This is a genomic window from Shinella granuli (genome assembly GCF_004341885.1).
GTDB lineage: Bacteria > Pseudomonadota > Alphaproteobacteria > Rhizobiales > Rhizobiaceae > Shinella > Shinella granuli.
The window spans coordinates 34,760-57,982 of the sequence record NZ_SLVX01000009.1; the positions used below are offsets into that span (position 1 = coordinate 34,760).

A 23,223-nucleotide genomic window follows, 5' to 3' on the forward strand; every position below is an offset into this window, starting at 1 on the left:
CGCTTGTCCGATGCCGTGCCGAGGCGACGGCGGTTCCCACGAAACATTTTCCTTGTGGTTCATTATTTGAACCGTTATTTTAATTATAGATTTGCAAAAGCCAGTTCCGCCGTCAAGTTATTTCTCATGTTAAGTATCTCGGCCGGTCGAGCGTGCGGAACAGGAATGGCAGGCAGCGGAAAATGGCTCCTTGCGGGACGACAGACACAACACCGCGGAGCGCAGCATGAGCACCATCGGAAAGGCCCTTTCCCTCCTCGACCTGATTTCCGAACTCGACAAGGATATCGGCCTCAGCGACCTCGCGCGGCTTTCCGCGCTCGACAAGGCGACGGCGCGACGCTTCCTGGTGGATCTGGAAAGACACGGCTTCGTGGAACAGGACGAGGAGACGCGCCGCTACCGCCTCGGCGCGGCACCCGTCCGGCTGGCGCGCCTGCGCCAGGCGCGTTTCCCCTTCGTCGCCGTGGCCGCCCCCTTCGTCAAGGCGCTGGCGGAAGAGGCCGGCGAGACGGTGCACCTGTCGGAATTTTCCGGCGGGCGGCTCTCCACCATCCATGTGGAGGATTCCGCGCAGGCGCACCGCGTGATCGTCGATCCCGGGGCCGTGCTGCCCTTCCACGCCACCGCATCGGGGCTCGCCTATCTCGCCTTCCTTCCGCCCGGTGAGATCGACCGCGCGCTGGCGCGGCCGCTGGAGCGCTTTTCCGCCCATACGGCCACGGATGCGGACGCCGTGCGCACGCTCCTGCGCGAAACGGTGGAGCGGGGCTATTCGATCAGCCAGCAGGGCTTCGAGATCGGCGTCATCAGCGCCGCAGCGCCGATCCTCACGCCCGGCGGGCGGCCGATGGGCGCGCTGGCGGTGGCGGCGCCGACCGCGCGCGCCGACATGGCCCGCATGCACGAGATCGGCCGGAAGGCCGCCGCCGCCGCCCGCGGCATCGCGGAGAAATACTACGGCGGCCGGACCTGACGCCCGGGGTGCCGCCTATCGCCGCCCCCGCGGCCGCGTCGCCAGCACGTTGCGGATCGCAAAGCTCGAATGGATGCGCGAGACGCCCGGCATGGCCGAGAGGATTTCCTTGTGGATGCGCTCGAACTCGCCCGCATTGGCCACCTCGACGCGCAGCAGGTAATCCGAACCGCCCGTCATCAGGAAACATTCTCGGATTTCCGGATGCTTGCGCACCGCCGCCTCGAAGCGGTCGAGATGGTCCTCCGTCTGCCGCTCCAGCGTGATGTTGATGATGACGGCGATGCTCGCCTCGACATTCGACGTGTCCACCAGCGCCGTGTAGCCGCGAATGACGCCCGCCTGCTCCATCAGCTTGATCCGGCGAAGGCAGGCGGACGGGGAGAGGCCGACATCGGCCGCAAGGCTGGCATTGCTCATGCGCGCATCGAGCCGCAGGAGCCGGAGGATGTTACGGTCGATCGCGTCGAGGGCGGCCATGGCAGATCATTCCAAATCGTCGTCGTTTCGTTCAAAAATCATGCTTTCACGCAACAATCAATCGCTGTTTCCTCGGCAATTTCACGATCGTTTCACTAGGCTTCGCGCAATTGAGGGGGCTTGGGATGGACGGCGGCATACAACGGGACAGTACTGGCGGAGCAAGCGTGATCGACGGTGCATCGGGTTATCTCGGCATCGATCTCGGTGCACTCGCCCGCAACTATGAAAAGCTTGCCGCCGAGGTCGCCCCGGCGCGCGCTGCGGCCGTCGTCAAGGCCGATGCCTACGGGCTCGGCGCCGGCCGGGTGGCAGAAAAACTCTACGCCCATGGCTGCCGCCACTTCTTCGTCGCGCAGTTCGTCGAGGCGCTTCGCCTGCGCCCCCTTCTGGCGGCCGACGCCGCGGTCTTCGTGCTGAACGGCCTGCAGCCCGGCAACGAAAGCGCCTGCGCCCGCGAAAACATCGTGCCGGTCGTCAATTCGCTGGAACAGTGGCACGCGTGGAGCGGCATGGCGAAGACCCTCGGCCGCACGCTGCCGGCGGTGCTGCAGTTCGACACCGGCATGTCGCGCCTCGGCGTGCCGCCGGAGGAGCGCGCGGCGCTTGCCGGCCTCGTCAGCGCCGGCGGCTGCATCGACGTCCTGTTCCTGATGAGCCACCTCGCCTCCGCCGACGATGCGGAGAGCGAACAGAACGAAGACCAGCGCGCCGAGATGGAGCGCGTTGCGGCGGAATTTCCCGGCTTCGACGTCTGCTTTGCCAATTCGGGTGGCATCTTTCTCGGCAAGGCCTATCACGGCGTGCTCGCCCGCCCCGGCATCGCGCTCTATGGCGGCGCGCCGACTGCCGGCCGGGCGAACCCGATGGAGCCGGTGGTCAGCCTCGACGTCGCCGTGGTGCAGACCCGCAGCGTACCCACCGGCACGCGCGTCGGCTACGGCGCCAGCCACGTCACGCCCGGCCCGGCGCGCCTTGCCACCATCGCCGCGGGCTATGCCGACGGCCTGCCCCGCAGCCTCTCGGGCCGGGGCGCCGCCTTTTGCGACGGCGTGCGCCTGCCCATCGTCGGGCGCGTTTCGATGGACAGCATCACGATCGACATCTCCGCCCTGCCGGAGGGCCGCCTTGCCCTGGGCAGCCGCGTCGAGATCCTCGGCCCGCATCAGAGCCTGGAGGACGTGGCGCGCGATGCCGGCACTATTCCCTACGAAATCCTGACCGGCCTCGGCCAACGCTACCGGCGGCAGTACCGCTGAGCCATTCTCTTCCCCAATGAGGACATCATGAAAGTCATCGTTCTCGGCGCCGGCATCGTCGGCGTCACTTCGGCCTACCAGCTTGCCCGCGCCGGCCACGAGGTCACGGTCGTCGACCGCCAGCCCGGTCCGGCGCTGGAGACGAGCTTTGCCAATGCCGGCGAGGTCTCCTTCGGCTATTGCTCGCCCTGGGCCGCGCCCGGCATTCCGATGAAGGCAATGAAGTGGCTGTTCATGCAGCATGCGCCGCTGATCCTGCGCCCCAAGGTCGACATGGCCATGCTCTCCTGGATGACGCAGATGCTGCGCAACTGCACCTCGGCCCGCTATGCCCTCAACAAGAGCCGCATGCTGCGCCTTGCCGACTACAGCCGCATCTCGCTCGCCGCGCTGCGCGCGGAAACCGGCATAACCTATGACGAGCGCATGCAGGGCACGCTGCAGCTCTTCCGCACCGAGGCCCAGCTCGACGCCTCGGCCAAGGACGTCAAGGCGCTCGCCGCCGACGGCATTCCCTATGAAGTGCTCGACCCCGAAGGTTGCATCCGCGTCGAACCGGCGCTGAAACATGTGCGCGAAAAGATCGTCGGCGGCCTTCTGACGCCGAAGGACGAGACCGGCGACTGCTTCAAGTTCGCCAATGCGCTGGCGGCGAAGGCCGCGGCGCTCGGCGTCACCTTCAACTATGGCAGCATCATCCGGGGGCTCGACGTGGACGGCGGCCGCGTGCGCGGCGTCGTCACCGCCCATGGAGTGCTCGCGGCCGATGCCGTGGTCGTCGCGCTCGGCAGCTTCTCGCCGCTCCTCGTTCGCCCGCACGGCATCCGCCTGCCGGTCTATCCGGTCAAGGGCTATTCGCTGACGATCCCGATCACCGATCCCGCACGCGCGCCGGAATCGACCGTGATGGACGAGACCTTCAAGATCGCCATCACCCGGCTCGGCGACCGCATCCGCGTCGGCGGCATGGCCGAGATCTCCGGCTACACCAACGATCTCGGCGAGCCGCGCCGCCTGACGCTGCAGCACTCCGTCACCGACCTCTTCCCCGGTGGCGACGTGTCGAAGGCGAGCTTCTGGTCCGGTCTTCGCCCGATGACGCCGGACGGCACGCCCGTCATCGGCCCGACCAGGGTCGCCGGCCTCTTCCTCAACACCGGCCACGGCACGCTCGGCTGGACGATGAGCTCCGGCTCGGCCCGCGTCATCGCCGACCTCGTTTCCGGCCGGAAGCCGGAGATCGACGCCACCGACCTTGCCGTCGCCCGCTACGCCTGAGGCCCTTGCCGATCGCGCCGTTCAGGACGGACGGCGCGTAGGGACCGGGACGTCATCTGCGGTATCGGTGGCCCAGGTGCTGATCGCGTGGACCTGTCCCGGTATCTGGTCCTGCAGATAGGTCTCGTGACCCGGCAGGCCCATCGGGTAAAGCGCGTCGCGGCTCGCCTCATAGGCCGCGCTCTTGTCGGTGCAGAGGCGGATGCGCATGTCCTCCGGCGCGACATCGGTCCGGTTCTGCAGGTTTTCCAGGAGCCCGGCATCGGAAGACAGGCGGCCGTCGAAGGCCTGCGTCAGGTATTGCGCCGATCGCTCGTTGCGCTCCCGTTCGGTCGTCGCGCCGAGAATGACCACCATTATGCGCCGTCCGTTGCGCGTGGCCAGCCCGACGAGATTCCGTCCGGAGGCGCAAAGGAAGCCGGTCTTCATTCCGACCGTGCCGTTGAAACGGGTCAGCAGCAGGTTGTTGGACTTGATCTCCTTGCCGTCGATCGTGACGGCCGAGGCGAGGAAGAAGCGGCGATATTCCGGGAACAGCCGGTCCACTTCCATGCCCAACAGCGCAAGATCGCGGGCGGTCGTATAGTTCTTTCGGTCGAACAGGCCGTTCGGATTGGAAAAATGCGTGCCGGTAAGCCCGATGCGGGCCGCCGTCTCGTTCATGCGCCGGACGAAGGAGGCCTCGTCGGAGGCAACGGTTTCCGCAAGGGCCACGGCGACATCGTTCGCCGATGCGGTGATCATGGCGAAGAGCGCATCTTCAAGCGTCATCGTCCGCCCGAGAACCAGGCCGGATTCCAGAAAGGCCTGTTTCGTCGCGTTGCGGGACATGACGACCGGCGTCGTGAGATTCACCTCGCCGGCCCGGATGGCTTCGAACACGACGAGCGCCGACATGAGCTTGGTCGTCGAGGCGGGATACCAGGGCACCCCGGCGTCCTCTTCATGCAGCACCTGATGACTGTCGGCATCCACGACGAGCACGGGCGTTGCATGTGCGGCGACCCCCATGAAAAGGGACGCAACAAGCACCAGGCTCTTCCATGGTCGTCCGGCCATTGTGTTCTTGATCATGTACCCGTCTCCGCAGGAAGACGCCCTAATGACATGATGCACGCCGGAAAGACAAGGGTTTGCAGCGGCGCGAAACCGCGCAGGGGACCGGACGCCGCCGCCCGCCGCGCCCCGACGCCGGTGGAAACCGGCCTTCTCAGGCCAGCGATGCCTGCCGCGTTTCCGCATCGATCAGGAAGGCCGCGACGGCGGCGGCGACCAGAAGGCCGGCGAAGATGCCGATGGCAAGGCCGAAGCTCTGCTCCACGACAAGCCCCGTCAGGGACGGCGCCAGCAGGCCGCCGAGCCGGGCCACGGCGCCCGCCGTGCCCATGCCCGTCGCCCGCGAGGCCGTCGGGTAGAGTTCCGGGGTGAAGGCATAGAGCGCACCCCAGGTGCCGAGCAGGGCGAAGCTCATGATCAGCAGGGAGGCGCCGATCAGCGTGCCCGTGCCGGCGACGACGAACAGCAGGCATCCCAGCGCCGAGAGCAGGCAGAAGCCCGTCAGCGTCGGCCGGCGCCCCCATGTCTCGACCCCGTAGGCGGCCAGCGCATAACCGGGTATCTGGGCCAGCGCGAGGAAGACGAGGAAGCCGTAGCCCCGGACGAAGCCGAAGCCCTCGCCCGCAAGCTTCGGCGGCAGCCAGGTGAAGACGCCGTAATAGGAGACGGAGACCAGGAACCAGATCGTCAGGATCATCAGGCTGCGCTGGCGCAAATCCGCGCCGAAAATGCCGGGCTGCCCGACGCTGGGCGGCGAGACCAGGGGCGCATCCGCCGCCAGCGGCGCCTTGCCATTGGCAACGAGGATCCTGTCGAGAACGGCCTTCGCCTCCTGCATCCTCCCGAGGCGCAAGAGGTAAAGGGGGGATTCCGGCACCAGGAAGCGCAGGCCGATGCCCATCAGCGCCGGAATTGCCGTTGCCGCGAAGATGTAGCGCCAGCCGTCGGCCATGCCCGCAAGGCTGACCGCCCAGGCGACGAGCGCGACGATGAGCGTGCCGACGGCCCAGAACCCCTCGAGCATGACCAGCCAGCGGCCACGGTTTCGCGCCGGCAGGAACTCCGCCATCATCGCATAATCGACCGGCAGCGTGCCGCCCACAGCCACCCCGGTGAGGAAGCGCAGCACGAGCAGGATGGTGAAATCGGGCGCGAAGACGGAAAGCGTGCCGAAGAGGGCGTCGCAGGCAACCGTGACGATCAGGACCCGCCGCCGGCCGATGCGATCCGCCAGCCTGCCGAAACCGGCGGCGCCGAGGAGCATGCCCAGGAAGAAGAGCGTGCCGGTCTGCAGGGCTTGCGGGACGGTGAGATCGAACGTGGCGGCAATCGAGGCGGCCGTGAAGCCGACAGCGAGCACCTGCATCGCGTCGGCAGTCCAGACCAGCCCGAAGATCGCCAGAAGCCGCCGCTGATAGGCTCCGGCACCGGCCCGGTCGAGTACATCGTCCACGGTGATTGTGGTCATTCGGCCGCTCTCCGCATGTGCAGTCCCCTGGCAATGGCAGCGGCACCTTAACCGCCCGGCCGGATCAGCGGAATTGCCTGCAGCAGGAAATCCACCGGGAAGGCCGGCCTCGTCAGCAAGCGCTTCACCAATCCGGGAACCCTGCTGAAGGAAATCGACCCATGAACCAGGCCGTCATCCTGGTTGGCGAAATCTTCCGGCATGACTCCGGAGCTTGAAATCGCATGCGACAGGTGGCATATATCAAGCGACAGATGACGCGGAGAAGAACCATGGCCGTCGCAGCAAAGGCATCCCAGGCAGCAGCCGGCGGGGAACTGCAGAAAATCGAAGCCCTGCTCGGCGGCGCGCGCATCCTGTCGCGCCGCCTGACCAATGCGCTCGACGCCCATGAACTGCTGCTGCACGGCCTGCCCGCCTCGGCGCTGGATCACCTTGTCGGCAATCTCGTCTTCATCGGCAAGAACGAGTCGCTCGAAAAGGCCGTGGGCATGAGCCTGCGCACCTGGCAGCGGCGGAAGGAGACGCCCTCCAAGCCGCTCAGCCTGGAACAGAGCGGCCGGACATGGAAATTCGCCGAGATCCTGGCAAAGGCGACGGACATCTTCGGATCGCAGGCGGAGGCCGAGCAATGGCTGGAGCGGCCGGCCGTCGGGCTCGACCAGCGCCGCCCCATCGACCTTCTCGGCACGCCTGCCGGCGTGGAACTGGTCGAGGATCACCTCGACCGTCTGGAATACGGCGTCTACGCATGACCTTTCTGCCGATTGCGCTCGGCGGCAGCGAGCTGGTCGCCTGGCGGCTCGACCAGGCCATCCATGCCGCGACATGGGATAGCGGCGAAGGGGCCTATCGCGTCGGCGGCCGCTGGAACAGCAGGGGCACGCGCGCGGTCTACTGCTCGCTCGATCCCGCGACGGCCATTCTCGAAGTCGCGGTCCACAAGGGGTTTCGGGCGCTCGACACGGTAGCGCATCGCATGACGGCCGCCGTCATCGCCGATACCGGCGATGTCCACATCGTCGATCCGCAAACGGTGCCTAATCCCAACTGGCTGCGCCCGGGCATTCCCGGCGCGGGCCAGCAGGCCTTCGGCGACGAGCTCTTGCGACGGCACCGTTTCGTTGCCATTCCCAGCGCGGTCTCGCCGCACAGCTGGAACCTGATCTTTCTCGCAGGCGCCGCGCCGGGCGCCTACACCCTGAAATTCCAGGAAAACTTTGCCCTCGATACGCGGCTGCATCCACCGACGGCATGATGCCGACGCCCGGGCATGCCGCAAAACCATTCTTGGGACGGGACCGCCCGGGAATTTTTCTGGCCTCCCGGGATGATAGGGCTATCTGTCGGCGGCGCCCCGGCGCGGCCGACCCTTTTCCTTTGACGGCGCGGAGCATGGACAGAAGGTGAGCACGCAAGCAAAAGAGCCGAAACCAGCCGCAGGCAGGGCCACACGCCTGACAATCCTGTGCCGCGGCGCGACCGCGGCCAATCAGCAGACGCGATTTTCCTCCGACGTCCCCCTGCTGCCCAAGGAGCGGGTGCGATTGCGCGAACGGGCACGAGGCCTCGGCCGGTTCGACCTGGTGCTCCATGCGCCCGAGCGCTCCGCGGCAGAAACCGCCGCCGCCTTCGCCCCCGACGCGGCATCATGCCCGGCGCTGCGGGATGCCGACTACGGGCGATGGAACGGCCGGACGATCGCGGACGTGGCGGAACAGTCGCCGGAGGACCTGCAGCGCTGGATGTCGGATCCGTCCTGCGCCCCGCACGGCGGCGAAACTTTCGAAGCGGTGCAGGCCCGGGCGGCGGCCTGGTTGGAACAGCGTCATGCAAAAGGCGGGCACACGCTGGCCGTCACGCACGCCATCGTCCTGAAACTGCTCTTCCTGCATGTGGTCGGCGCGCCCCTGTCCTCGCTCTGGCGTATCGATGTCGAGCCGCTCGCAATGCTGTCGCTGACCAGCGACGGCAGGCGCTGGGCGCTTCGCAGTTTTGGCGCGGGACTGCCGGGTGGGGCGACGGAGACCGGCTGACCCGACCGGGCGGGCGCAACGCAGAACATTGAAACTTTGTGCCACTGAAATTCTTGGCAATATCAATTTTGGTTGCGCATCAAGGAAATCGCAGGCAAAAGCCATGGGGAAAGGCAGGCGGGTGATATGGCCTTGATGGGACTGAGAGAACGGCAGAAGGCAAGCCGCCGCGAGCGCATCCTGGAAGTCGCAAAGGCGCGCTTCCAGACGGATGGCTACGCCCCGACCACGATCGAAATGATCGCCAGGGATGCCGACGTCTCCGCCGTCACCGTCTACAACTACTTCGACACGAAGGCCGGGCTTCTCCTCGCTCTCGTCAGCGAAAGCGACCAGTTGCTGATCCGCCAACTGAAGGCGATGATCGCGCGCGAACCGACGGATATCATCGACGCCGTCGCCACCTTCGGCCAGATCCTGCGCCGCCACGCCATGCGCTATCTGGAGAAGTCGACCTGGCGCGAGGTGCTCTCGGCCAGCATCCAGGAGGGCAGCAGCGATTTCGGGCGGACCTATCTCGAACTCGACCGCGTTCTCATCGAGCTGATGCGCGCGATGATCGTCACGTTCCAGAAGCGCGGCCTGATACTGGAGAGCGTCGACAGCGAGGCGCTGGCCGACTGCCTGTTCTCGCTGCAGAACATCCGGTTCTTCAAGTTCATCGCCGATGACAACAGTGACGACGAGGACATCGACCGGCGCCTGCGCACCGACCTTGCCGCGCTCAGGGGCCTCTTCTCCGCAAAGTGACGCGGCGATGGCGGAAAGCATTCTGGCATGAGGACGGTCCCGGCCTGCGCCTCAACGGCAGCCGGGTGCAAGCCTGCCTCCAAGGAACGCAGATCAGGCCCCGCCGCCCTTGTGCTGCACGGCAGCGCTGCCCGCAGCCTTGAGTTCGTCGATCGAGGCGATGCCCATCAGGACGAGGCTGATCGAGACTTCCCGTGTCAGGATCGCGATCACCTCGGCGACGCCGGCCTCGCCTGCCGCAGCAAGGCCGTAGGCATAGGCCCGGCCGAGCATCACGCCATCGGCGCCGAGGCCGACCGCCTTGAGGATATCCGTGCCGCGGCGGATGCCGCCGTCCAGCATGAGGCAGAAATCCGGGCCGACGGCGGCCCGGATCGCCGGAAGCGCGCCGATGGTGCTCGACGCGCCGTCGAGCTGGCGGCCGCCGTGATTGGAGATCACGACCCCGTCGCAGCCAAGGTTCCGAGCAGCCACGGCATCCTCCGGCGCAAGAACGCCCTTGACGATAAGTTTTCCGGCCCAGCGCTCGCGCAGCCAGGCGATGTCCTTCCAGGACAGCGTCTTGTCGATGCGGCGCGACAGGCTGGCCGCCTGTTCCAGGGCGCCGCGGCCGAAATCCGGCCGGTGCTCGATCGCCCGCACCGAAGGCATGCCGCGCATCGCGACGTCGACGAGCCAGCGCGGCTTCAGCGCGAGCCGCGCCAGAAGCCCCGGCGTCACCCGCGTCAAGGAGCGGAAACCGTTGCGCACATCCCGTTCGCGAATGCCGGTAATGGCCGTATCGACCGTGACGAACAGGGTGTCGACACCGGCCTGTTCGGCCGTCGCAAGGAACGCCTCCGAGAGCGAGCGATCCTCCAGCACATAGAGCTGGAAATGCAGCGGCCCGCCCGTCACCGCGCGAAGATCGGCCAGCGAGGCGATCGAGAAGGTCGACAGGCAGAAGGGGATGCCGGCGGCATGGGCGGCGCGCACCGCCTTCTCCTCGCCGCGGCCGGAATAGAGCCCGAGGAACCCGACCGGCCCCAGCATGAACGGCAGGGGATGGCGACGTCCGAGATAGACGGTCGAAAGATCCTGCTGACGGACTTCCGACAACACGGTCTGGCGCAGGCCGAACCGGGCGAAATCCGACCGGTTCGCCCGCATGGTCTCCTCCTCGAACGATCCGCCGTCGATGTAGTCGAAGAAGATCTTCGGCAGGCGCCGGCGGGCGAGGTCGCGAAAATCGTGGATATTGACCGGGGCCATGTCAGCCCCTGCCGGGGTCGATCGCGTCGAGAAAGCGGGTGACCGCATCCTCCCCCGCCACCGGCTCGCTGCCGGCCATCACCGCGATGGACAGGCCGATGAGCGAGGAGACGGGATTGTGGCTCGTCGCTCCGGCACGCAGGTTCATGACAAGCGTCGGGCAGAGGAAGAGGCCGAGCCGGACGACCCGCCGCCAGTCGGCGGGCAGCATGTCCCGCGCCTTCAGGGCCGCCAGCAAGGGGCGCCACAGGGCCTCGGCCTTCACCTCCAGCAGCGCTCGCCGGACCGGGCTCGGTTCGAAATCCATGGTGACGTGCAGCCGGTCGCCGTCGAGAACCGCGCTTGCCCGATACCGCTCGGCCGCCATGGCAGGATCGTACAGCCAGAAGGGATGGGCGAGGATGTTGTGGAAGGTCGTCTTCACTTCGGCGAGAAGCGTCGGGATGTTCTCGCCGGCAAAGGCCGGGTCGAAGAAGGCAAGGCGTGCGGAACCCTCGCGCTCCTCGTACCAGACATTGGCGTTGTGGGCATCGCCATGGGCGACGACGCCGCCAGCGTCGGCAAGGCGCGCCGGGGCAAGCCGTTCGTGCGCGGCATCGAAAAGCGCGCCGATACCATCCTTGTATTCGATGCCGTTGACGACGAAGCGGCACCGCGAAAGCCGGTCCCAGCCGAGCGTGAGGCCGGGAAAGGCAAAGTCCTCGCCGACATAGAAGCGCGAAAGCCGCCCGCCCGGATAGGCGCCAGCCGGCGGATCGATCAGGCGTTCGTAGAACAGACGGTGGATCGGCTCGGCCGCGACCTCGGCGGCGCTGACCGGATGCAGCGTGTCGAGATAGACCTTCAGCACGGCCTCGCTCAGCGCGCGCTCGGCCGCGACGGCCCTTTCGCGCACTTCGGCATCGTCCGTCATGTCCAAGGCCCGCAGGACGTCGGAGAAGCGTGGATCGGTACGGCGGCGATAGACGAGGATCTGCTCGCCCGGCAACACCGACATCAGCAGCGGCTGGTCCACCGGGAGCCCGGCCTTCGCCAGGATGTCGGCGCGGTAATATTCTCCGCTCATCGCCTCCTCGCCCTCTTCCTGATGGAACTTGAAAAAGAAGGCGCCATCATCGGTTTCGAAGAAACCGTTCAGCGAATTGAGGCTGTACTGGTCGTGGTTGATCGCTACGTTCCGCACCTCGATCGTGAAGAGGTCGCGCAGAAGATCGGCCAGCATCCGCTCCGCCTCCCCGCTTCCTGTCTTGGCGAGCTTCCTGATTTCCGCCGTGCGGCTGGTGGGCTGGTTCATGGCATTCTTTCCGGATGAAAGGGGATTATTTGCTGCCGTGCAGGTATCGGCTGCCAAGCGAATAGCGGCTGCCGACATAGGTCAGGGTATTGACCGTAGCGACGACCGGCCCCGTCCAGGTCTTGCGGTGCAGGACAAGGCAGCAGTCGCCGGGGCGAATCTGCAGGAGGCGCGCATTGCCCTCGCCGGCCGGCAGGGCGCTGATGAGGTGTTCGACCTCGGTCAGCGGCGTTGCGGTCTGCAGGTAGTCGTAGGTCGCAGTAATGCTGAAATCCTGCTCGACATAGCCGGAGACGAGGTCCGGATTGACAAAGCGTTCCTCGAGCTGGACGGGCAGGTCGTTCTCGAAGTGGATCACCACCGAGTGATCGACGGGCCTGACGGCTTCGAACTCGAAGGCGAGCAGAAGCTCCGGCTCCGGCCGTCTGATGCGTTCGAGCACGACTACCTCGGCCCGGTGACGGCTGCCGCGCGCCTTGATCTCGGTGATGATGTTGCTGATCTCGATCAGTGTCGATTGCGGCTTGGGCGGCGCGACGAAGGTGCCGACGCCCTGGATGCGGCGCAAGTGTCCCTCCGAGGTCAGCTCCCGCAGCGCCCGGTGTACGGTCATGCGCGAGACGCCGAGCGCGGAGACAAGCTCGTTCTCCGAGGGAAGCCGGCTGTTGCGGGTCCATTTGCCGCTGCCGATATTGCCGAGGACGAAATCCTTGACCTTCTCGTAGAGCGGCGATGCGGAATCCGAAAGCGTGTTCATGGTTCACTGTCTCCACCGGCAGGCAGGGCCGGCATCCGGAATGACGCAGCGGTTAGTCCGCCACCGCGACGATCGTCTTCAGTGCCCGGCTTTCGCCCCGCGAAAGCCGCTCATAGGCCGCAGGCACCGCATCGAGTCCCGGCAGGACCTCGATCAGCTGCTCAAGCGCCGGGGCGAGTTCGGGAAGCAGGCCGACCGCATCGGCCAGTTCGTCCGCAAAGGCATGGCAGCCGACCAGCGTGATTTCCCGCTCGACGAGGATATTGGGGTCGAGGTCGAGCTTGCCGTGGCCGATGCCGACGAGGGCAAGCGCGCCGCTGCCTGAAAGCAGGTCCAGCACCCCGGCAATGGCCCGGATGCTGCCGGTCGCATCGAGCGCATAGCGCAGCCGCCCGCCGGAAAGCGCCGCATCGAGGGCATCCCGTTCGAGAGCGACCACGGTGCCGCCCGCAACCACCTTCACCAGCGCAGCCTTCTCGGGGTTGAGATCGGCGAGGAGGAGCGGGCCGTCATGCAGGCGGGAGAGAAGCAGCGCGCTCAGCCCGCCGATCGTGCCGCAGCCGACGACGAGCACCGGCTCGCCCACCGGGGCGGCCAGCCGGCGCACGGCATGCAACGCCACCGCCAGCGGTTCGGCCATCGCGGCGACATGCGGCGAAAGCGTCGGATCGTGGCGCAGCACCAGCCGCGCGGGCAGTTGCACCGCCTCGGCAAAACCGCCGTCGCAGACCTCGCCGACGAAGCCGAGAGCCTCGCAGACATTGGCGCGGCCGTTGCGGCAGGCCGGGCAGGTGCCGCATCCGACGCGGGAATCCGCACAAACCACATCCCCGACGGCGACATGGCCGACGCCCTCGCCGACCGCCGTCACGCGGCCGCAGAATTCATGCCCCGCCGTCGAGGGCCGGCGGGTGATCCACTGGCCGGTACGGTAGTTGTGAAGATCGGAGCCGCAGATGCCGGCAGCTCTGACAGCGAGATTGACGAAACCGGCAGGCGGTGCGGAGAGCGGGGCCACCGCCTCCACCCGCAGGTCCTTCGCATCGTGAAGCCGCACCGCCTTCATCGTTCTCAGCCGCCCTTCTTCAGGTAGGCGTCGCGCAGCGGCGACACCGCCAGCGCATGGGAGGAGAAGCCCTCGTAGACCGCCAGATTGTGCGAGTGCCGGGCGAATTCCGGATAGGCCGGCGCGGTGACGTAGCCGATCGAGCTGCGTTTGACGAAGTCAGTGACGGAGAGCGGGCCGAAGGTACGGGCCCAGCGGCTCGTCGGCAGGACCGCGTTGGGCCCGAGCGAGAAATTGGCGATGCTGACCGGGGTATGCGTGCCCATCAGGATCTCCGAGGCCTCGGTGATATGGCCGAGATGGATGAAGGGGTCTTCCGAGAGAAGTTCGAGATGTTCCGGCGCATAGGCGTTGACGAAGGCATAGCTTTCCTCGATCGAATTCGTCAGCACGATGCCGCCCGTCCTGCCGGTCAGCACGGCCTTGGAGAAGGCGACGCGCTGCTCCGACATGCGTGACCAGTGATCCGGCAGGGCGGCAAGCGCTTCTTCCGCGACGCGGCGGCTGTGGGTGACCAGATAGGCCGACGAATCCGGGCCATGTTCGGCCTCGATCAGGAGGTCGAGCGCGGCCAGCCCGCCATGCACCGTTTCGTCGGCGAGGATCATCACCTCCGAGGGGCCGGCCGGAAGGCCGGTATCGATGACGCCGGACAGCGAACGCTTGGCAGCGACCACCCACGGGCTGCCCGGCCCGACGATCTTCAGCGCCGGCTTGACGGTCTCGGTGCCATAGGCGACCGCCGCCACCGCCTGGGCGCCGCCGACCTTGTAGACGGTCTCCACGCCGGCGAGGCGCGCGGCGACCAGCGTCGCGGCATCGACGGAGCCATCCGGCGCCGGCGGCGTGACGATGGCAAGGTTCGGCACGCCGGCAACGACCGCGGGAACCGAGGTCATCATCGTCACCGACGGGAAGGAGCCCTTGCCGCGCGGCACGTAGAGCGCCACGGACTGGATGGGCGTGAAGCGGTCGCCGGCAAAGGCGCCGGGCCGGATCTCCTTCAGCCACATGGCTTCCGGCTTCTGCTCCTCATGGAAGATACGGATATTGTCGATGCCGAACTGGATCGATTCGACGACGCTCGCATCGACCAGCTTGAAGGCCGCGTCGAATTCCGCCTCGGTGACCTTGAGGTTGGCCTCGGTCATGGCGGCCTTGTCGAGTTCGCGGCCGAAACGCGCCAGCGCCTTGTCGCCCTCGGTGCGCACGGCTTCCAGGATCGGCGCGACCTTCTCGATGAAACCCGAAATATCGGTCTCCGACCGGCGCAGGAGGGCCGCCTTCTCCTCGGCGTTGAGCTTGGAATACTCGTAGAAAGACACTGATGTCATCGTCTTGTCCTTGATGTCTGGCCCTTCAAGGGTCATTTCGATTTGAGGAAGATGTCGAGGCCGACCAGACGATCGAGCAGAGCGATCACGAAGGCGGCGCAGGCGATGAAGACCACCGAGATGGCGGCAAGGTCCGGCGTGATGATCGACCGGATGGAATTGTAGATCTGCACCGGCAGCGTGACACTCCGGGCGTCGACGAGCAGAAGGCTGACCAGGAACTCGTTGAGCGCGAGGATGAACATCAGGAGCGAGCCGGTGATGACGCCGGGCAGCACCGCCGGAAGCGTGATGTAGAGGAAGCGCTGCAGGGGCGGCGCGCCGCAATTGGCCGCAGCCAGTTCCAGATCGGGCGACAGGTTGCTGGCGCTTGCGGTCACAGCCCAGATCATGAAGGGCAGGTTGATGACGCAGCAGGCGATGCCGACGGGCCAGAGCTTGCCGAGCACGCCCGCATTGCCGAACACCAGCATCAGGCCGATGCCGGAGCCGATCAGGGGAATGGTGAAGGGCAGCAGCAGGTAGATCTGGATGGAGCGGGCGAAGCGCACGCGGTACTTGGCCAGCGCGATGCCGGCGAGCGTGCCGACGGGAATGGCGACGACCGTGCAGATCGTGGCGACGATCAGCGAGCGCACGAAAGCCTGCCTAAGATCGCTCGCCTGAGCGATCGCGCCGTACCATTTCAGCGACAGCCCGTCCGGCGGGAAGGTGATGATGTTGCCGGCGGTGAAGGATGCGCCGAGCACCACGACGGTGGGCGCGGACAGCATGAGGAGCGCGGCGGTGACGAAGGTCCACAGGACGACGGATTTGCTGCGGCTGCCGGTCATTTGCGCGTCTCCCCCATGGCAAGCGTGCCCGCGCCGAACAGCATGAAGACCACGCCGACGAGGATGGAGCCGACGGCGACGAGCATCAGCGACAGCGTCGCGCCGAGGCCCTGGTCGGAGGTGCGGAAGAACTGGTCGTAGATCGCGTTGGCGATGAAATCCTGGGTGCCGCCGCCAAGAATGGCCGGGATGGCGAAATCCGTCAGCGACAGCGTGACGACCACGAGGCCGGCGCCGACCAGCCCCGGGCGGGACAAAGGCAGCACGACATAGCGGAAGGTGCGCACCCAGCCGGCGCCGAGCGAGGCGGCCGCGGCCTCCAGTTCGTTCGGGATCGCCGTCAGCGCCGGGGCCAGCATCAGCACCGCGAAGGGCAACATGTATTGTACGAGGCCGAATAGGACGGCCGGATAGTTGTAGAGCAGCCGCATGGGCGGCACGCCGACGAGCCCCAGCGCCTCGTTGACCATGCCCTGGTTGCCGAGGATGATGAGCCAGCCATAGGCACGCACGACCTGGCCGATGAAGAACGGCAGGAACAGGGCGACCAGCAGGAACTTGCGCAGCGCCGAAGAGGGCGTTCGCACCATCAGATAGGCATAGGGGAAGGCGAAGAGCAGCGTGATCGCGGTGACGATCAGCGAGCCCATCAGGCTGCGGCCGGCGACCGTCGCGAAGAAATTCTCCGTCAGCACACGCTGGTAATTGGCGAGCGTGTAGTCCTCCGACATCAGGAACGTGCTGGTGTCGAGCACCCTCAGGCTCGTATCACCGATCTGCACGAGGCCGAGCACCAGCAGCCCCACCAGCACGATGGCCGGCAGCAGCATGAGATAGGGCAGGCCCCGCTGGAAACTCGATGGCCAGACGGCGGCCGCAAGGCGTTCGAGCATATCCATGACACGCCATGTCACGGGATATGCGGCACGGGGAGTGCGCATGAACCGATCCTCTTAGCGAAAGGAGACGGCCCGCCGCCAAAATGCCGCGGCGGGCAGGCAGGGCCTCAGCCCTGCATGATTTCCTTGAACTTGGCGAACCACTGGCTCTCGTTTTCGACCTGTACCTTGGACGAGATGCGGATGAGGTGCTCGAAGGCCTCTTCCGTCACCGGATAGGACGGATCGTCAACGAGGTCGGCCGGCGGGGTGAGGCCGGGCACGACGCCGGGCAGGCCAAGGCCGTCGAGCCAGACCTGCTGGGCTTCCCTGGTCAGCGCGTGGTTGATGTACTGCTTGGCCCAGTAGAGTTCGTTTTCCGGCAGGCCCTTGGGGATCCACAGCCCGTCCGTATCGAACTTCGCGCCCTCTTCCGGCACCACCCAGGCAAGCTCGATGCCGTTCTTCTTGGCTTCGCGCGCATTGGTCGAAATGGTGCAGGCGGCGTCGATCTCGCCCTTCTGGAACCAGGTGGTGAAGTCCGGGTCCTCGCCGAGCAGCGGCTGCTGTTCCTTGATCTTCGAGATGAAGTCCCAGGCCGGCTGCATGTTGCCGGGGATATCCTCCAGCTTGCCGCCGCCGGCAACCTGGGCCGGGAAGTGGAAGCCGATGCCGTCGTTATAGAGCGCGATGCGGCCCTTGAGCTTGGGATCGAGCAGGTCCTTCCAGGACTTCGGCGCACCGTTCGGGAAGGCCGAGGGGCGATAGGCCAGCACGTAGACATAGCCATAGGTGTTGACGATCGGATAGCCGTCGAGCCCGACGGGCTTGGCAAGCTCGGTGGTGTCCTTGAGGTTCGGCAGGTCCGACAGGTCCTCCGTCACGCCGCGCAGCGCCGACTTGGTGGCGTTGGTGGTCGTGTCCCAGTTCACATGGATCGGCGGCACGCGCTTCTGGGCGACGGCGGCCCACACCTTCGGCTGGATCTCGTTGTCTTCGGTCAGGTCATGGCGAACCGCAATGCCGGTGGCCTTGGTGAAGCTGTCGGAAACGCCGGCCTTCAGCGCATCGACCCAGCTGCCGCCCCAGGCACGGACGATGATTTCGGCCGGTTTTTCCGGCTCCTGGGCAAAAGCGCGGCTGACACCCAGCGTCGAAAGACCTGCGGACGCACCCGCCGCGGCCATCGACGCCAGCAGCGTGCGGCGGCGAATCTGCATGGATGACAATTTATCATGCGACATTACGCGTTCTCCTCTGGCTTAGCCTTCGTTGGTTATTTTGCAAAGACATGCATGTCCCTTGCATTCCAGCCGAGGCGAACCGCGTCACCCGGGCCGAACTGCAAATGGGATTCGGGATCGTGGTCGAAGACACGCATCAGCACGCCACCGAGCCGCGGAACCCGGATTTCATAGACGACGCGCTCGCCTTCGAAGATGCAGTCGACCACGAGGCCGTCGACCACCGTTTCGAGGCCATCGAGATGACCATCCTTCGGCGCGACGCGGATCTGTTCGGCGCGCACCGCTCCGGCGCAGGGTTTGCCGCCGGCGAGCGTTGCGTCAGCCGCCAGGCCGGCAAGATGCAGGCCATTGGCCTCGATCGTCGCACGCGACCCGGCAAGCTCGACCACCCTGCCCTCGACGAAATTGGTGACACCGATGAAATTGGCGACGAAGGCATTGGAAGGCGCGCGATAGGCATCCACCGGGCGCGCCTTCTGCTGGATCGAGCCACCGTTCATGACGATGATCTCGTCGGAAACGACCAGCGCCTCGCGCTGATCGTGCGTGACGTTGATCGTCGTCACGCCGAGTTCCTTCTGGATGCGGCGGAATTCCAGCTGCATCTCCTCGCGCAGCTTGCGATCGAGCGCGGCGAGCGGCTCGTCGAGCAGCAGCAGGTCCGGCTCGAACACCAGGGCGCGGGCAATCGCCACGCGCTGCTGCTGGCCGCCGGAAAGCTCGTTGATACGCCGGCTGCCGTAACCGCCGAGGCGGACGAGATCGAGGTAGCGCTCCACCTTTTCCGGAATGCCGCGGGCATCGTGACGGCGCATCTTCAGCGGAAAGGCGACATTCTCGGCAGCCGTCATATGCGGGAAAAGCGCCAGCTTCTGGAACACCATGCCGATGGCCCGGCCATGCGGCGGCACGGCGCTGACAGGCTGGCCATTGATGAAAATCTCGCCGCCGGTCGGGCGATCGAAACCGGCGATCATGCGCAGCAGGGTCGTCTTGCCGGATCCCGATGGCCCGAGGATCGTCAGGAACCGCCCTTTCGGCAGGTCGAAGGATGCGCTCCGCACGGCATGGACATTGCCGAAGACCATGCTGACATCTTTGACGGAAACCGCAATCCGGTCGCGCGGCTCGACCGCAGGCTGCACGGCATCGACAACGCCCATGACATTCCCCTGTGCTGCTCTACCTGCGACGCGGGGCCGCTGGAAGGCTTCCTCTTGCCACTGCGGCCACGGGCGGGCGGCCGAGCATTTCACGTAATTGTCTATACATATGCATACAAGCTCCGTCAACCAGATTTGCGCATTTTTTGCACTGCAAAAAAGATCGTTTAAATTTTGTGCAACCGCAAAAAATCGCCGCTTTGCAACGCCTCTAAAGGCAGCACGACCGATACAAGGGGGTGCACCGCTCAGATCGAGGCAAGGTAGCCGCCATCGACCGGAATGCAATGGCCGGTGACATAGGCGGCGGCATCGCTGCACAGGAAAACGGCCACGCCGCCGATATCGCCTTCGCCACCGAAGCGACGCTGCGGGATCTTGTCCAGCATCCGCGCCTGCCAGTCCTCGTTCTCGTAGAACGCCTCCGTCATGGCCGTGCGGAAATAGCCGGGGGCGATGGCGTTGACGCGGATATTGTGCGGCGCCCATTCCGTGGCGAGCGCCCGCGTCACGCCGAGAAGGCCCGACTTCGACGCGCCATAGGGCACCGCCGTCGGAATGCCGACATAGGACGTCAGCGAGCAGAGATTGACGATCGCCCCGCCGCCGGACCCGGCCATCATGCGGCCGGCCGCCTGCGCGCAGAAGAAGGCGCCCTTCAGGTTCGTCGAAAGGATCGATTCCCACAGTGCCTCGTCGATGTCGAAGGACGGGCGGACATTTTCGAAGCCGGCATTGTTGATGAGGATGTCGAGACCGCCGAGTGCATCGGCCGCAGCGTTCGTCACGGCCGTGCACGCCTCCACGTCGCGCACATCCTGCGCAAGCGCCACGCAGCGCCGGCCGGCCTTCTCCACCAGGGCCCGGGTCTCGGCCAGGCCATCGAGCGACCGCGCCGTCACAGCCACGTCGGCGCCGGCCTCGGCAAGCGCCACCGCGATGGCCTGGCCGATCCCGCGACTGGCCCCGGTGACGAGCGCCCGGCGGCGGGAGAGATCGAAGATCGGACGGTTCATGGCGGCACCTCGATTGACTTCCTGCAAATGACAGCACTTCCGCAAGAAAATGTCTATACATATATACAGATCAAAATTCCCGGCGTATGAATGCGGCATGGCAAACCCATCGCATGGAGCCGCAAAATGGCAGACCCTTCAAGCCTGATCCGCGGAGAAATCCGCTCTATCCCGCCCTACAATGCCGGGCTGACGCTCGAAGAGGTGCGGGCGACGTACCATGTGGACACCATCGCCAAGCTCGGCTCCAACGAGAACCCCCTCGGCCCTTCCCCGGCGCTGCGGCGGCTGTTTTCCGATATCGGAGAGCTCGCCCGGCTCTATCCCGATCCGCAGGGCCGCGCCCTGTGCACCCGGCTCGCCGCCGGCTTCGGCGTCGACAGCCGCCAGGTCATCCTCGGCAACGGTTCGGAGGACCTGATCGGCGTCATCTGCCGCTCGGTCGTGCGCCCGGGCGACACGGTCGCGACGCTCTACCCCTCCTTCCCGTTGCATGAAGACTACACGGCCCTGATGGGCGGCCGGATCGAGCGCGTGCCGGTGACCGACGACCTCACCATCGACATGGCGGCGCTCCTTGCCGCCGCGGCCCGAAAGCCGCGCATGCTGATGTTCTCCAACCCGATGAACCCGGTCGGCTGCTGGCTGACGCCCGATGAGCTTGCGGCGGTCATCGCCGCGCTCGACGGCGAGACGCTGCTGGTCATCGACGAGGCCTATGCCGAATATGCCGTCGGCGACGACTACCCGTCGGCAATCGACATGCTGAGGGAAAAGGACATTCCCTGGGTGGTGCTGCGCACCTTCTCCAAGGCCTATGGCCTGGCGGGCCTGCGCATCGGCTACGGCATCGTCGGCGACGGCGGCCTCTGTGATTTCTTCAACCGCGCCCGCACCCCGTTCAACACCAATGCCATCGCCCAGGCCTCGGCGATCGCCGCCCTGGACGACCTCGCCCACCTGCAACAATCGGTCACCGCCGCCCTTGAGGAGCGGGAGCGCATGAGGACGGCCCTCGCCGCCGCCGGCTATCGGACAGCACCGTCGAAAGGCAACTTCCTCTTCGTGGATGCAAGGAGGAACGCTTCGGAACTGGCCGTGGCGCTGCTCGAGCGCGGGGTCATCGTCAAGCCGTGGAAGCAACCCGGCTTCGAGACCTTCATCCGCGTCAGCATCGGCGCCCGAGAGGAAAACGACCATTTCCTTCGCGCATTCAAGGATGCGGAGAGCATGGCCACGGCGACGCCGGCCAAATAGCCCAAGGCGAAGGAATAAACCTTCGCCTCGCGCCGGAACCGGAAGACAGCCCGTCGCACAAACGCATGCCGCCTGGCCGAGGAGGTCGGCGCTTGCCCAACACGGCAAGGCAGCCGCCTTCCAGGAGAAGACCATCGGCCTGCAGGATGCCGGTGCAACGGTCGGTGCTTTCCTGATCCGTCGCATGGCGGATTTCGTTTTAAGCCGGTAGGGACCGCCCTTCCGGCGCGCCGCATTGCAGGCCGATGGCAACGGCAAGAGCATCCTTGCCGCATATGCGAAATGGGGCTACCGGCGGGAGTCCCGTTGCTCTAGAACGCCATCACGACGAGGATTGCATCGGAGGTTTGCCGTGAGCCCGAACAACAAGACCATCACCACCTGGTATGTCGATCCGGACGCCGAGGACCGGATGGCGGATGGTCATGCGCCGATCTGGCGGCACCTGATCGACCTGATCGCCGAACGCGACCTCAGCCAGAAGAGCGTGCTGGACTTCGGCTGCAACCAGGGCGGCCTGTTGCGGCACCTCTATGCCATCAGGCCCTTCCGCAAGGCACTCGGCATCGACATCGCCGAACAGTCGGTTGCCAGGGCCGAGGCTTTCAAGGGCAACATTCCCGTCCAGCATGCCGTCGGCGGAACGCTCGAGGGCTGGGTGGAGGAGTTCGACCTGGCGGTCAGCCATGAGGTGATCTATCTCGTCGAGGATATCGACGCCCATGCCGCCGATATCTTCAAGGCCCTGAAACCGGGCGGCGTCTATTATGCCGTCACGGGCTGCCACACCGACAACCCGCTCTGGCCGAAGTGGCGCGATCTCGTCGCCCGGCGCACGAACACCATCGTCCAGGACCGGTCGATCACCGACTATGCCAGGGCCTTTGCCAAGGCCGGTTTCGAAGTCTCCGGCCGCAAGCTGGAATATGACGGTTTCGTCCCGTTCTTCGAAGACGGCTGGACGCCCGACTTTGCCGATGCCCTCGACTATTACACGCAGACCAAGATCGTCTTCCGGCTCGTCAAGAACCCGGCCGGTGCAGCTTCGTAAGCTCGACGTCGAAATGGGGCGGCTTGTCGGGTGCGACCTCGACGAACCGCCCCTTCACCCGAAAGGTCCTTTCGATCAGGCCGCTTTCGGCAAGCGCCCTCGGCGCGCCGTCGAAGCGTAGCTCACCTTTCTCCAGAAGGCAGATGCGGTCGCTGACGGCGATCGCCTGGTTGATGTCGTGGATCGCCATGAGGATCGTCACGCCGCGCTCTCGGCTGAGGCGGTGCACCAGGTCCAGCACCTCCACCTGATAGCCGATGTCGAGGAACGACGTCGGCTCGTCCAGGAGCAGGATATCGGCCTCCTGCGCCAGCGCCGCGGAAATCCATGCGCGCTGGCGTTCGCCGCCGGAAAGCTCTTGCAGCGTCCGGTCGGCGAAGCGCGTGAGGCCCGTGCTTTCGAGCGCCCATTCGATCGCCGCTTCGTCCTTCCTGTCATAGGAGCGGAACAGGCCGACATGGGGAAAACGGCCCTGGCGCACGAGCTGCGCGATCGTCATCTCGTCCGGAGCCGTCGGCTGCTGCGGCAGGAAGGCGAGTTTTTTCGCAATGGCACGGCGCGACATCGAGGCGACGGCGACGCCCTCGATCTCCGCCCTGCCGTCCGATGGCGTGAGCAATCCGGCCAGGGCCTGCAGCGCCGTGCTCTTTCCCGAACCGTTCGGCCCGATGAGCGCGCGGATCTCCCCCTTCTCCATCGACAGGGAGAAATCGGTCAATGCCTTCCGGCGACCGTAGAGGACCGACAGGTGCGAGGCGGTGAGCGGCATGGGC

24 protein-coding genes are annotated in these 23,223 nt (G+C 66.0%); 9 read left to right on the top strand and 15 right to left on the bottom strand.

The features are described 5' to 3' along the window. The first annotated feature begins 226 nt into the window (after positions 1 to 226). Positions 227 to 976, top strand: a complete 750-nt coding sequence (locus tag EV665_RS15855; RefSeq protein WP_133034826.1) for an IclR family transcriptional regulator — start codon at positions 227 to 229, stop codon at positions 974 to 976. A 15-nt stretch (positions 977 to 991) separates the two neighbouring features. On the opposite strand, the gene EV665_RS15860 is transcribed toward EV665_RS15855, so the two are convergent. Next, positions 992 to 1,456: an Lrp/AsnC family transcriptional regulator gene (locus tag EV665_RS15860; protein WP_064333838.1), complete on the bottom strand. Its 465-nt coding sequence runs from the start codon at positions 1,454 to 1,456 to the stop codon at positions 992 to 994. 125 nt (positions 1,457 to 1,581) lie between these two features. Here EV665_RS15860 and alr point away from each other — a divergent pair, with 125 nt between their 5' ends. Both alr and EV665_RS15870 read left to right on the top strand, forming a co-directional pair. Continuing rightward, on the top strand, positions 1,582 to 2,715 hold the full coding sequence (alr, locus tag EV665_RS15865) for an alanine racemase (RefSeq protein ID WP_133034827.1): 1,134 nt from the start codon (positions 1,582 to 1,584) through the stop codon (positions 2,713 to 2,715). Between the two features lie 27 nt (positions 2,716 to 2,742). Then, entirely contained in the window at positions 2,743 to 3,993 is a 1,251-nt protein-coding gene (locus EV665_RS15870; RefSeq protein WP_133034828.1) for a D-amino acid dehydrogenase, read from the top strand. Positions 3,994 to 4,014: 21 nt separating this feature from the next. On the opposite strand, the gene EV665_RS15875 is transcribed toward EV665_RS15870, so the two are convergent. The 3 genes from EV665_RS15875 to EV665_RS32345 form a co-directional block, all read right to left on the bottom strand. Continuing rightward, positions 4,015 to 5,067, bottom strand: a complete 1,053-nt coding sequence (locus EV665_RS15875; protein WP_245507729.1) for a D-alanyl-D-alanine carboxypeptidase family protein — start codon at positions 5,065 to 5,067, stop codon at positions 4,015 to 4,017. 136 nt (positions 5,068 to 5,203) lie between these two features. Beyond that, positions 5,204 to 6,517: an MFS transporter gene (locus EV665_RS15880; protein WP_064333835.1), complete on the bottom strand. Its 1,314-nt coding sequence runs from the start codon at positions 6,515 to 6,517 to the stop codon at positions 5,204 to 5,206. Between the two features lie 47 nt (positions 6,518 to 6,564). Further along, on the bottom strand, positions 6,565 to 6,720 hold the full coding sequence (locus EV665_RS32345; protein ID WP_162853075.1) for a hypothetical protein: 156 nt from the start codon (positions 6,718 to 6,720) through the stop codon (positions 6,565 to 6,567). A 69-nt stretch (positions 6,721 to 6,789) separates the two neighbouring features. Here EV665_RS32345 and parS point away from each other — a divergent pair, with 69 nt between their 5' ends. The 4 genes from parS to EV665_RS15900 all read left to right on the top strand — a co-directional run bounded on the left by parS (position 6,790) and on the right by EV665_RS15900 (position 9,303). Then, a complete protein-coding gene (gene parS, locus EV665_RS15885) occupies positions 6,790 to 7,272 on the top strand; it encodes a type II RES/Xre toxin-antitoxin system antitoxin (RefSeq protein ID WP_064333834.1) in 483 nt (160 codons plus the stop codon). Next, positions 7,269 to 7,775, top strand: a complete 507-nt coding sequence (locus tag EV665_RS15890) for an RES family NAD+ phosphorylase (protein ID WP_133034829.1) — start codon at positions 7,269 to 7,271, stop codon at positions 7,773 to 7,775. Before parS ends, EV665_RS15890 begins: the two co-directional genes overlap by 4 nt. Positions 7,776 to 7,923: 148 nt before the next feature. Continuing rightward, on the top strand, positions 7,924 to 8,553 hold the full coding sequence (locus EV665_RS15895) for a histidine phosphatase family protein (protein ID WP_162853076.1): 630 nt from the start codon (positions 7,924 to 7,926) through the stop codon (positions 8,551 to 8,553). Positions 8,554 to 8,688: 135 nt separating this feature from the next. Beyond that, positions 8,689 to 9,303, top strand: coding sequence for a TetR/AcrR family transcriptional regulator (locus tag EV665_RS15900; protein ID WP_245507738.1), 615 nt, complete (start codon positions 8,689 to 8,691; stop codon positions 9,301 to 9,303). A 93-nt stretch (positions 9,304 to 9,396) separates the two neighbouring features. On the opposite strand, the gene EV665_RS15905 is transcribed toward EV665_RS15900, so the two are convergent. From EV665_RS15905 to EV665_RS15950, 10 genes are all read right to left on the bottom strand, one after another. Beyond that, positions 9,397 to 10,554: an alpha-hydroxy acid oxidase gene (locus EV665_RS15905; protein ID WP_133034832.1), complete on the bottom strand. Its 1,158-nt coding sequence runs from the start codon at positions 10,552 to 10,554 to the stop codon at positions 9,397 to 9,399. Position 10,555: 1 nt separating this feature from the next. Next, positions 10,556 to 11,848, bottom strand: a complete 1,293-nt coding sequence (locus tag EV665_RS15910) for a hypothetical protein (RefSeq protein ID WP_133034833.1) — start codon at positions 11,846 to 11,848, stop codon at positions 10,556 to 10,558. Between the two features lie 25 nt (positions 11,849 to 11,873). Next, positions 11,874 to 12,605, bottom strand: a complete 732-nt coding sequence (gene hutC, locus EV665_RS15915) for a histidine utilization transcriptional repressor HutC (RefSeq protein ID WP_133034834.1) — start codon at positions 12,603 to 12,605, stop codon at positions 11,874 to 11,876. A gap of 52 nt (positions 12,606 to 12,657) precedes the next feature. Beyond that, positions 12,658 to 13,671, bottom strand: a complete 1,014-nt coding sequence (locus EV665_RS15920) for a zinc-dependent alcohol dehydrogenase (RefSeq protein WP_133034835.1) — start codon at positions 13,669 to 13,671, stop codon at positions 12,658 to 12,660. Positions 13,672 to 13,676: 5 nt separating this feature from the next. Further along, positions 13,677 to 15,005 carry a histidinol dehydrogenase gene (hisD, locus tag EV665_RS15925; protein ID WP_133034836.1) on the bottom strand — a complete coding sequence of 443 codons (1,329 nt, stop codon included), beginning with the start codon at positions 15,003 to 15,005 and terminating at the stop codon, positions 13,677 to 13,679. A gap of 32 nt (positions 15,006 to 15,037) precedes the next feature. Then, the gene (locus EV665_RS15930) at positions 15,038 to 15,838 is read right to left on the bottom strand and encodes an ABC transporter permease (RefSeq protein ID WP_133034837.1); all 801 of its coding nucleotides are present in this window, start codon (positions 15,836 to 15,838) and stop codon (positions 15,038 to 15,040) included. Continuing rightward, positions 15,835 to 16,779 (bottom strand): ABC transporter permease, encoded by a 945-nt coding sequence (locus EV665_RS15935; RefSeq protein WP_133034838.1) that lies wholly within the window; start codon positions 16,777 to 16,779, stop codon positions 15,835 to 15,837. Before EV665_RS15935 ends, EV665_RS15930 begins: the two co-directional genes overlap by 4 nt. Before the next feature lie 65 nt (positions 16,780 to 16,844). Further along, the gene (locus EV665_RS15940; RefSeq protein WP_133034839.1) at positions 16,845 to 17,960 is read right to left on the bottom strand and encodes an ABC transporter substrate-binding protein; all 1,116 of its coding nucleotides are present in this window, start codon (positions 17,958 to 17,960) and stop codon (positions 16,845 to 16,847) included. Between the two features lie 32 nt (positions 17,961 to 17,992). Then, positions 17,993 to 19,126, bottom strand: a complete 1,134-nt coding sequence (locus EV665_RS15945) for an ABC transporter ATP-binding protein (protein ID WP_133034840.1) — start codon at positions 19,124 to 19,126, stop codon at positions 17,993 to 17,995. Positions 19,127 to 19,374: 248 nt separating this feature from the next. Further along, positions 19,375 to 20,142, bottom strand: coding sequence for an SDR family NAD(P)-dependent oxidoreductase (locus tag EV665_RS15950; RefSeq protein WP_133034841.1), 768 nt, complete (start codon positions 20,140 to 20,142; stop codon positions 19,375 to 19,377). Positions 20,143 to 20,268: 126 nt separating this feature from the next. Here EV665_RS15950 and EV665_RS15955 point away from each other — a divergent pair, with 126 nt between their 5' ends. Both EV665_RS15955 and EV665_RS15965 read left to right on the top strand, forming a co-directional pair. Beyond that, positions 20,269 to 21,399 carry a histidinol-phosphate transaminase gene (locus tag EV665_RS15955; RefSeq protein ID WP_133034842.1) on the top strand — a complete coding sequence of 377 codons (1,131 nt, stop codon included), beginning with the start codon at positions 20,269 to 20,271 and terminating at the stop codon, positions 21,397 to 21,399. A 412-nt stretch (positions 21,400 to 21,811) separates the two neighbouring features. Next, positions 21,812 to 22,450, top strand: a complete 639-nt coding sequence (locus tag EV665_RS15965) for a class I SAM-dependent methyltransferase (protein ID WP_245507739.1) — start codon at positions 21,812 to 21,814, stop codon at positions 22,448 to 22,450. Here the strand turns inward: EV665_RS15965 and EV665_RS15970 are convergent. Continuing rightward, positions 22,422 to 23,219 (bottom strand): ABC transporter ATP-binding protein, encoded by a 798-nt coding sequence (locus EV665_RS15970; protein ID WP_133034845.1) that lies wholly within the window; start codon positions 23,217 to 23,219, stop codon positions 22,422 to 22,424. The genes EV665_RS15965 and EV665_RS15970 overlap by 29 nt on opposite strands. Positions 23,220 to 23,223: the final 4 nt, after the last annotated feature.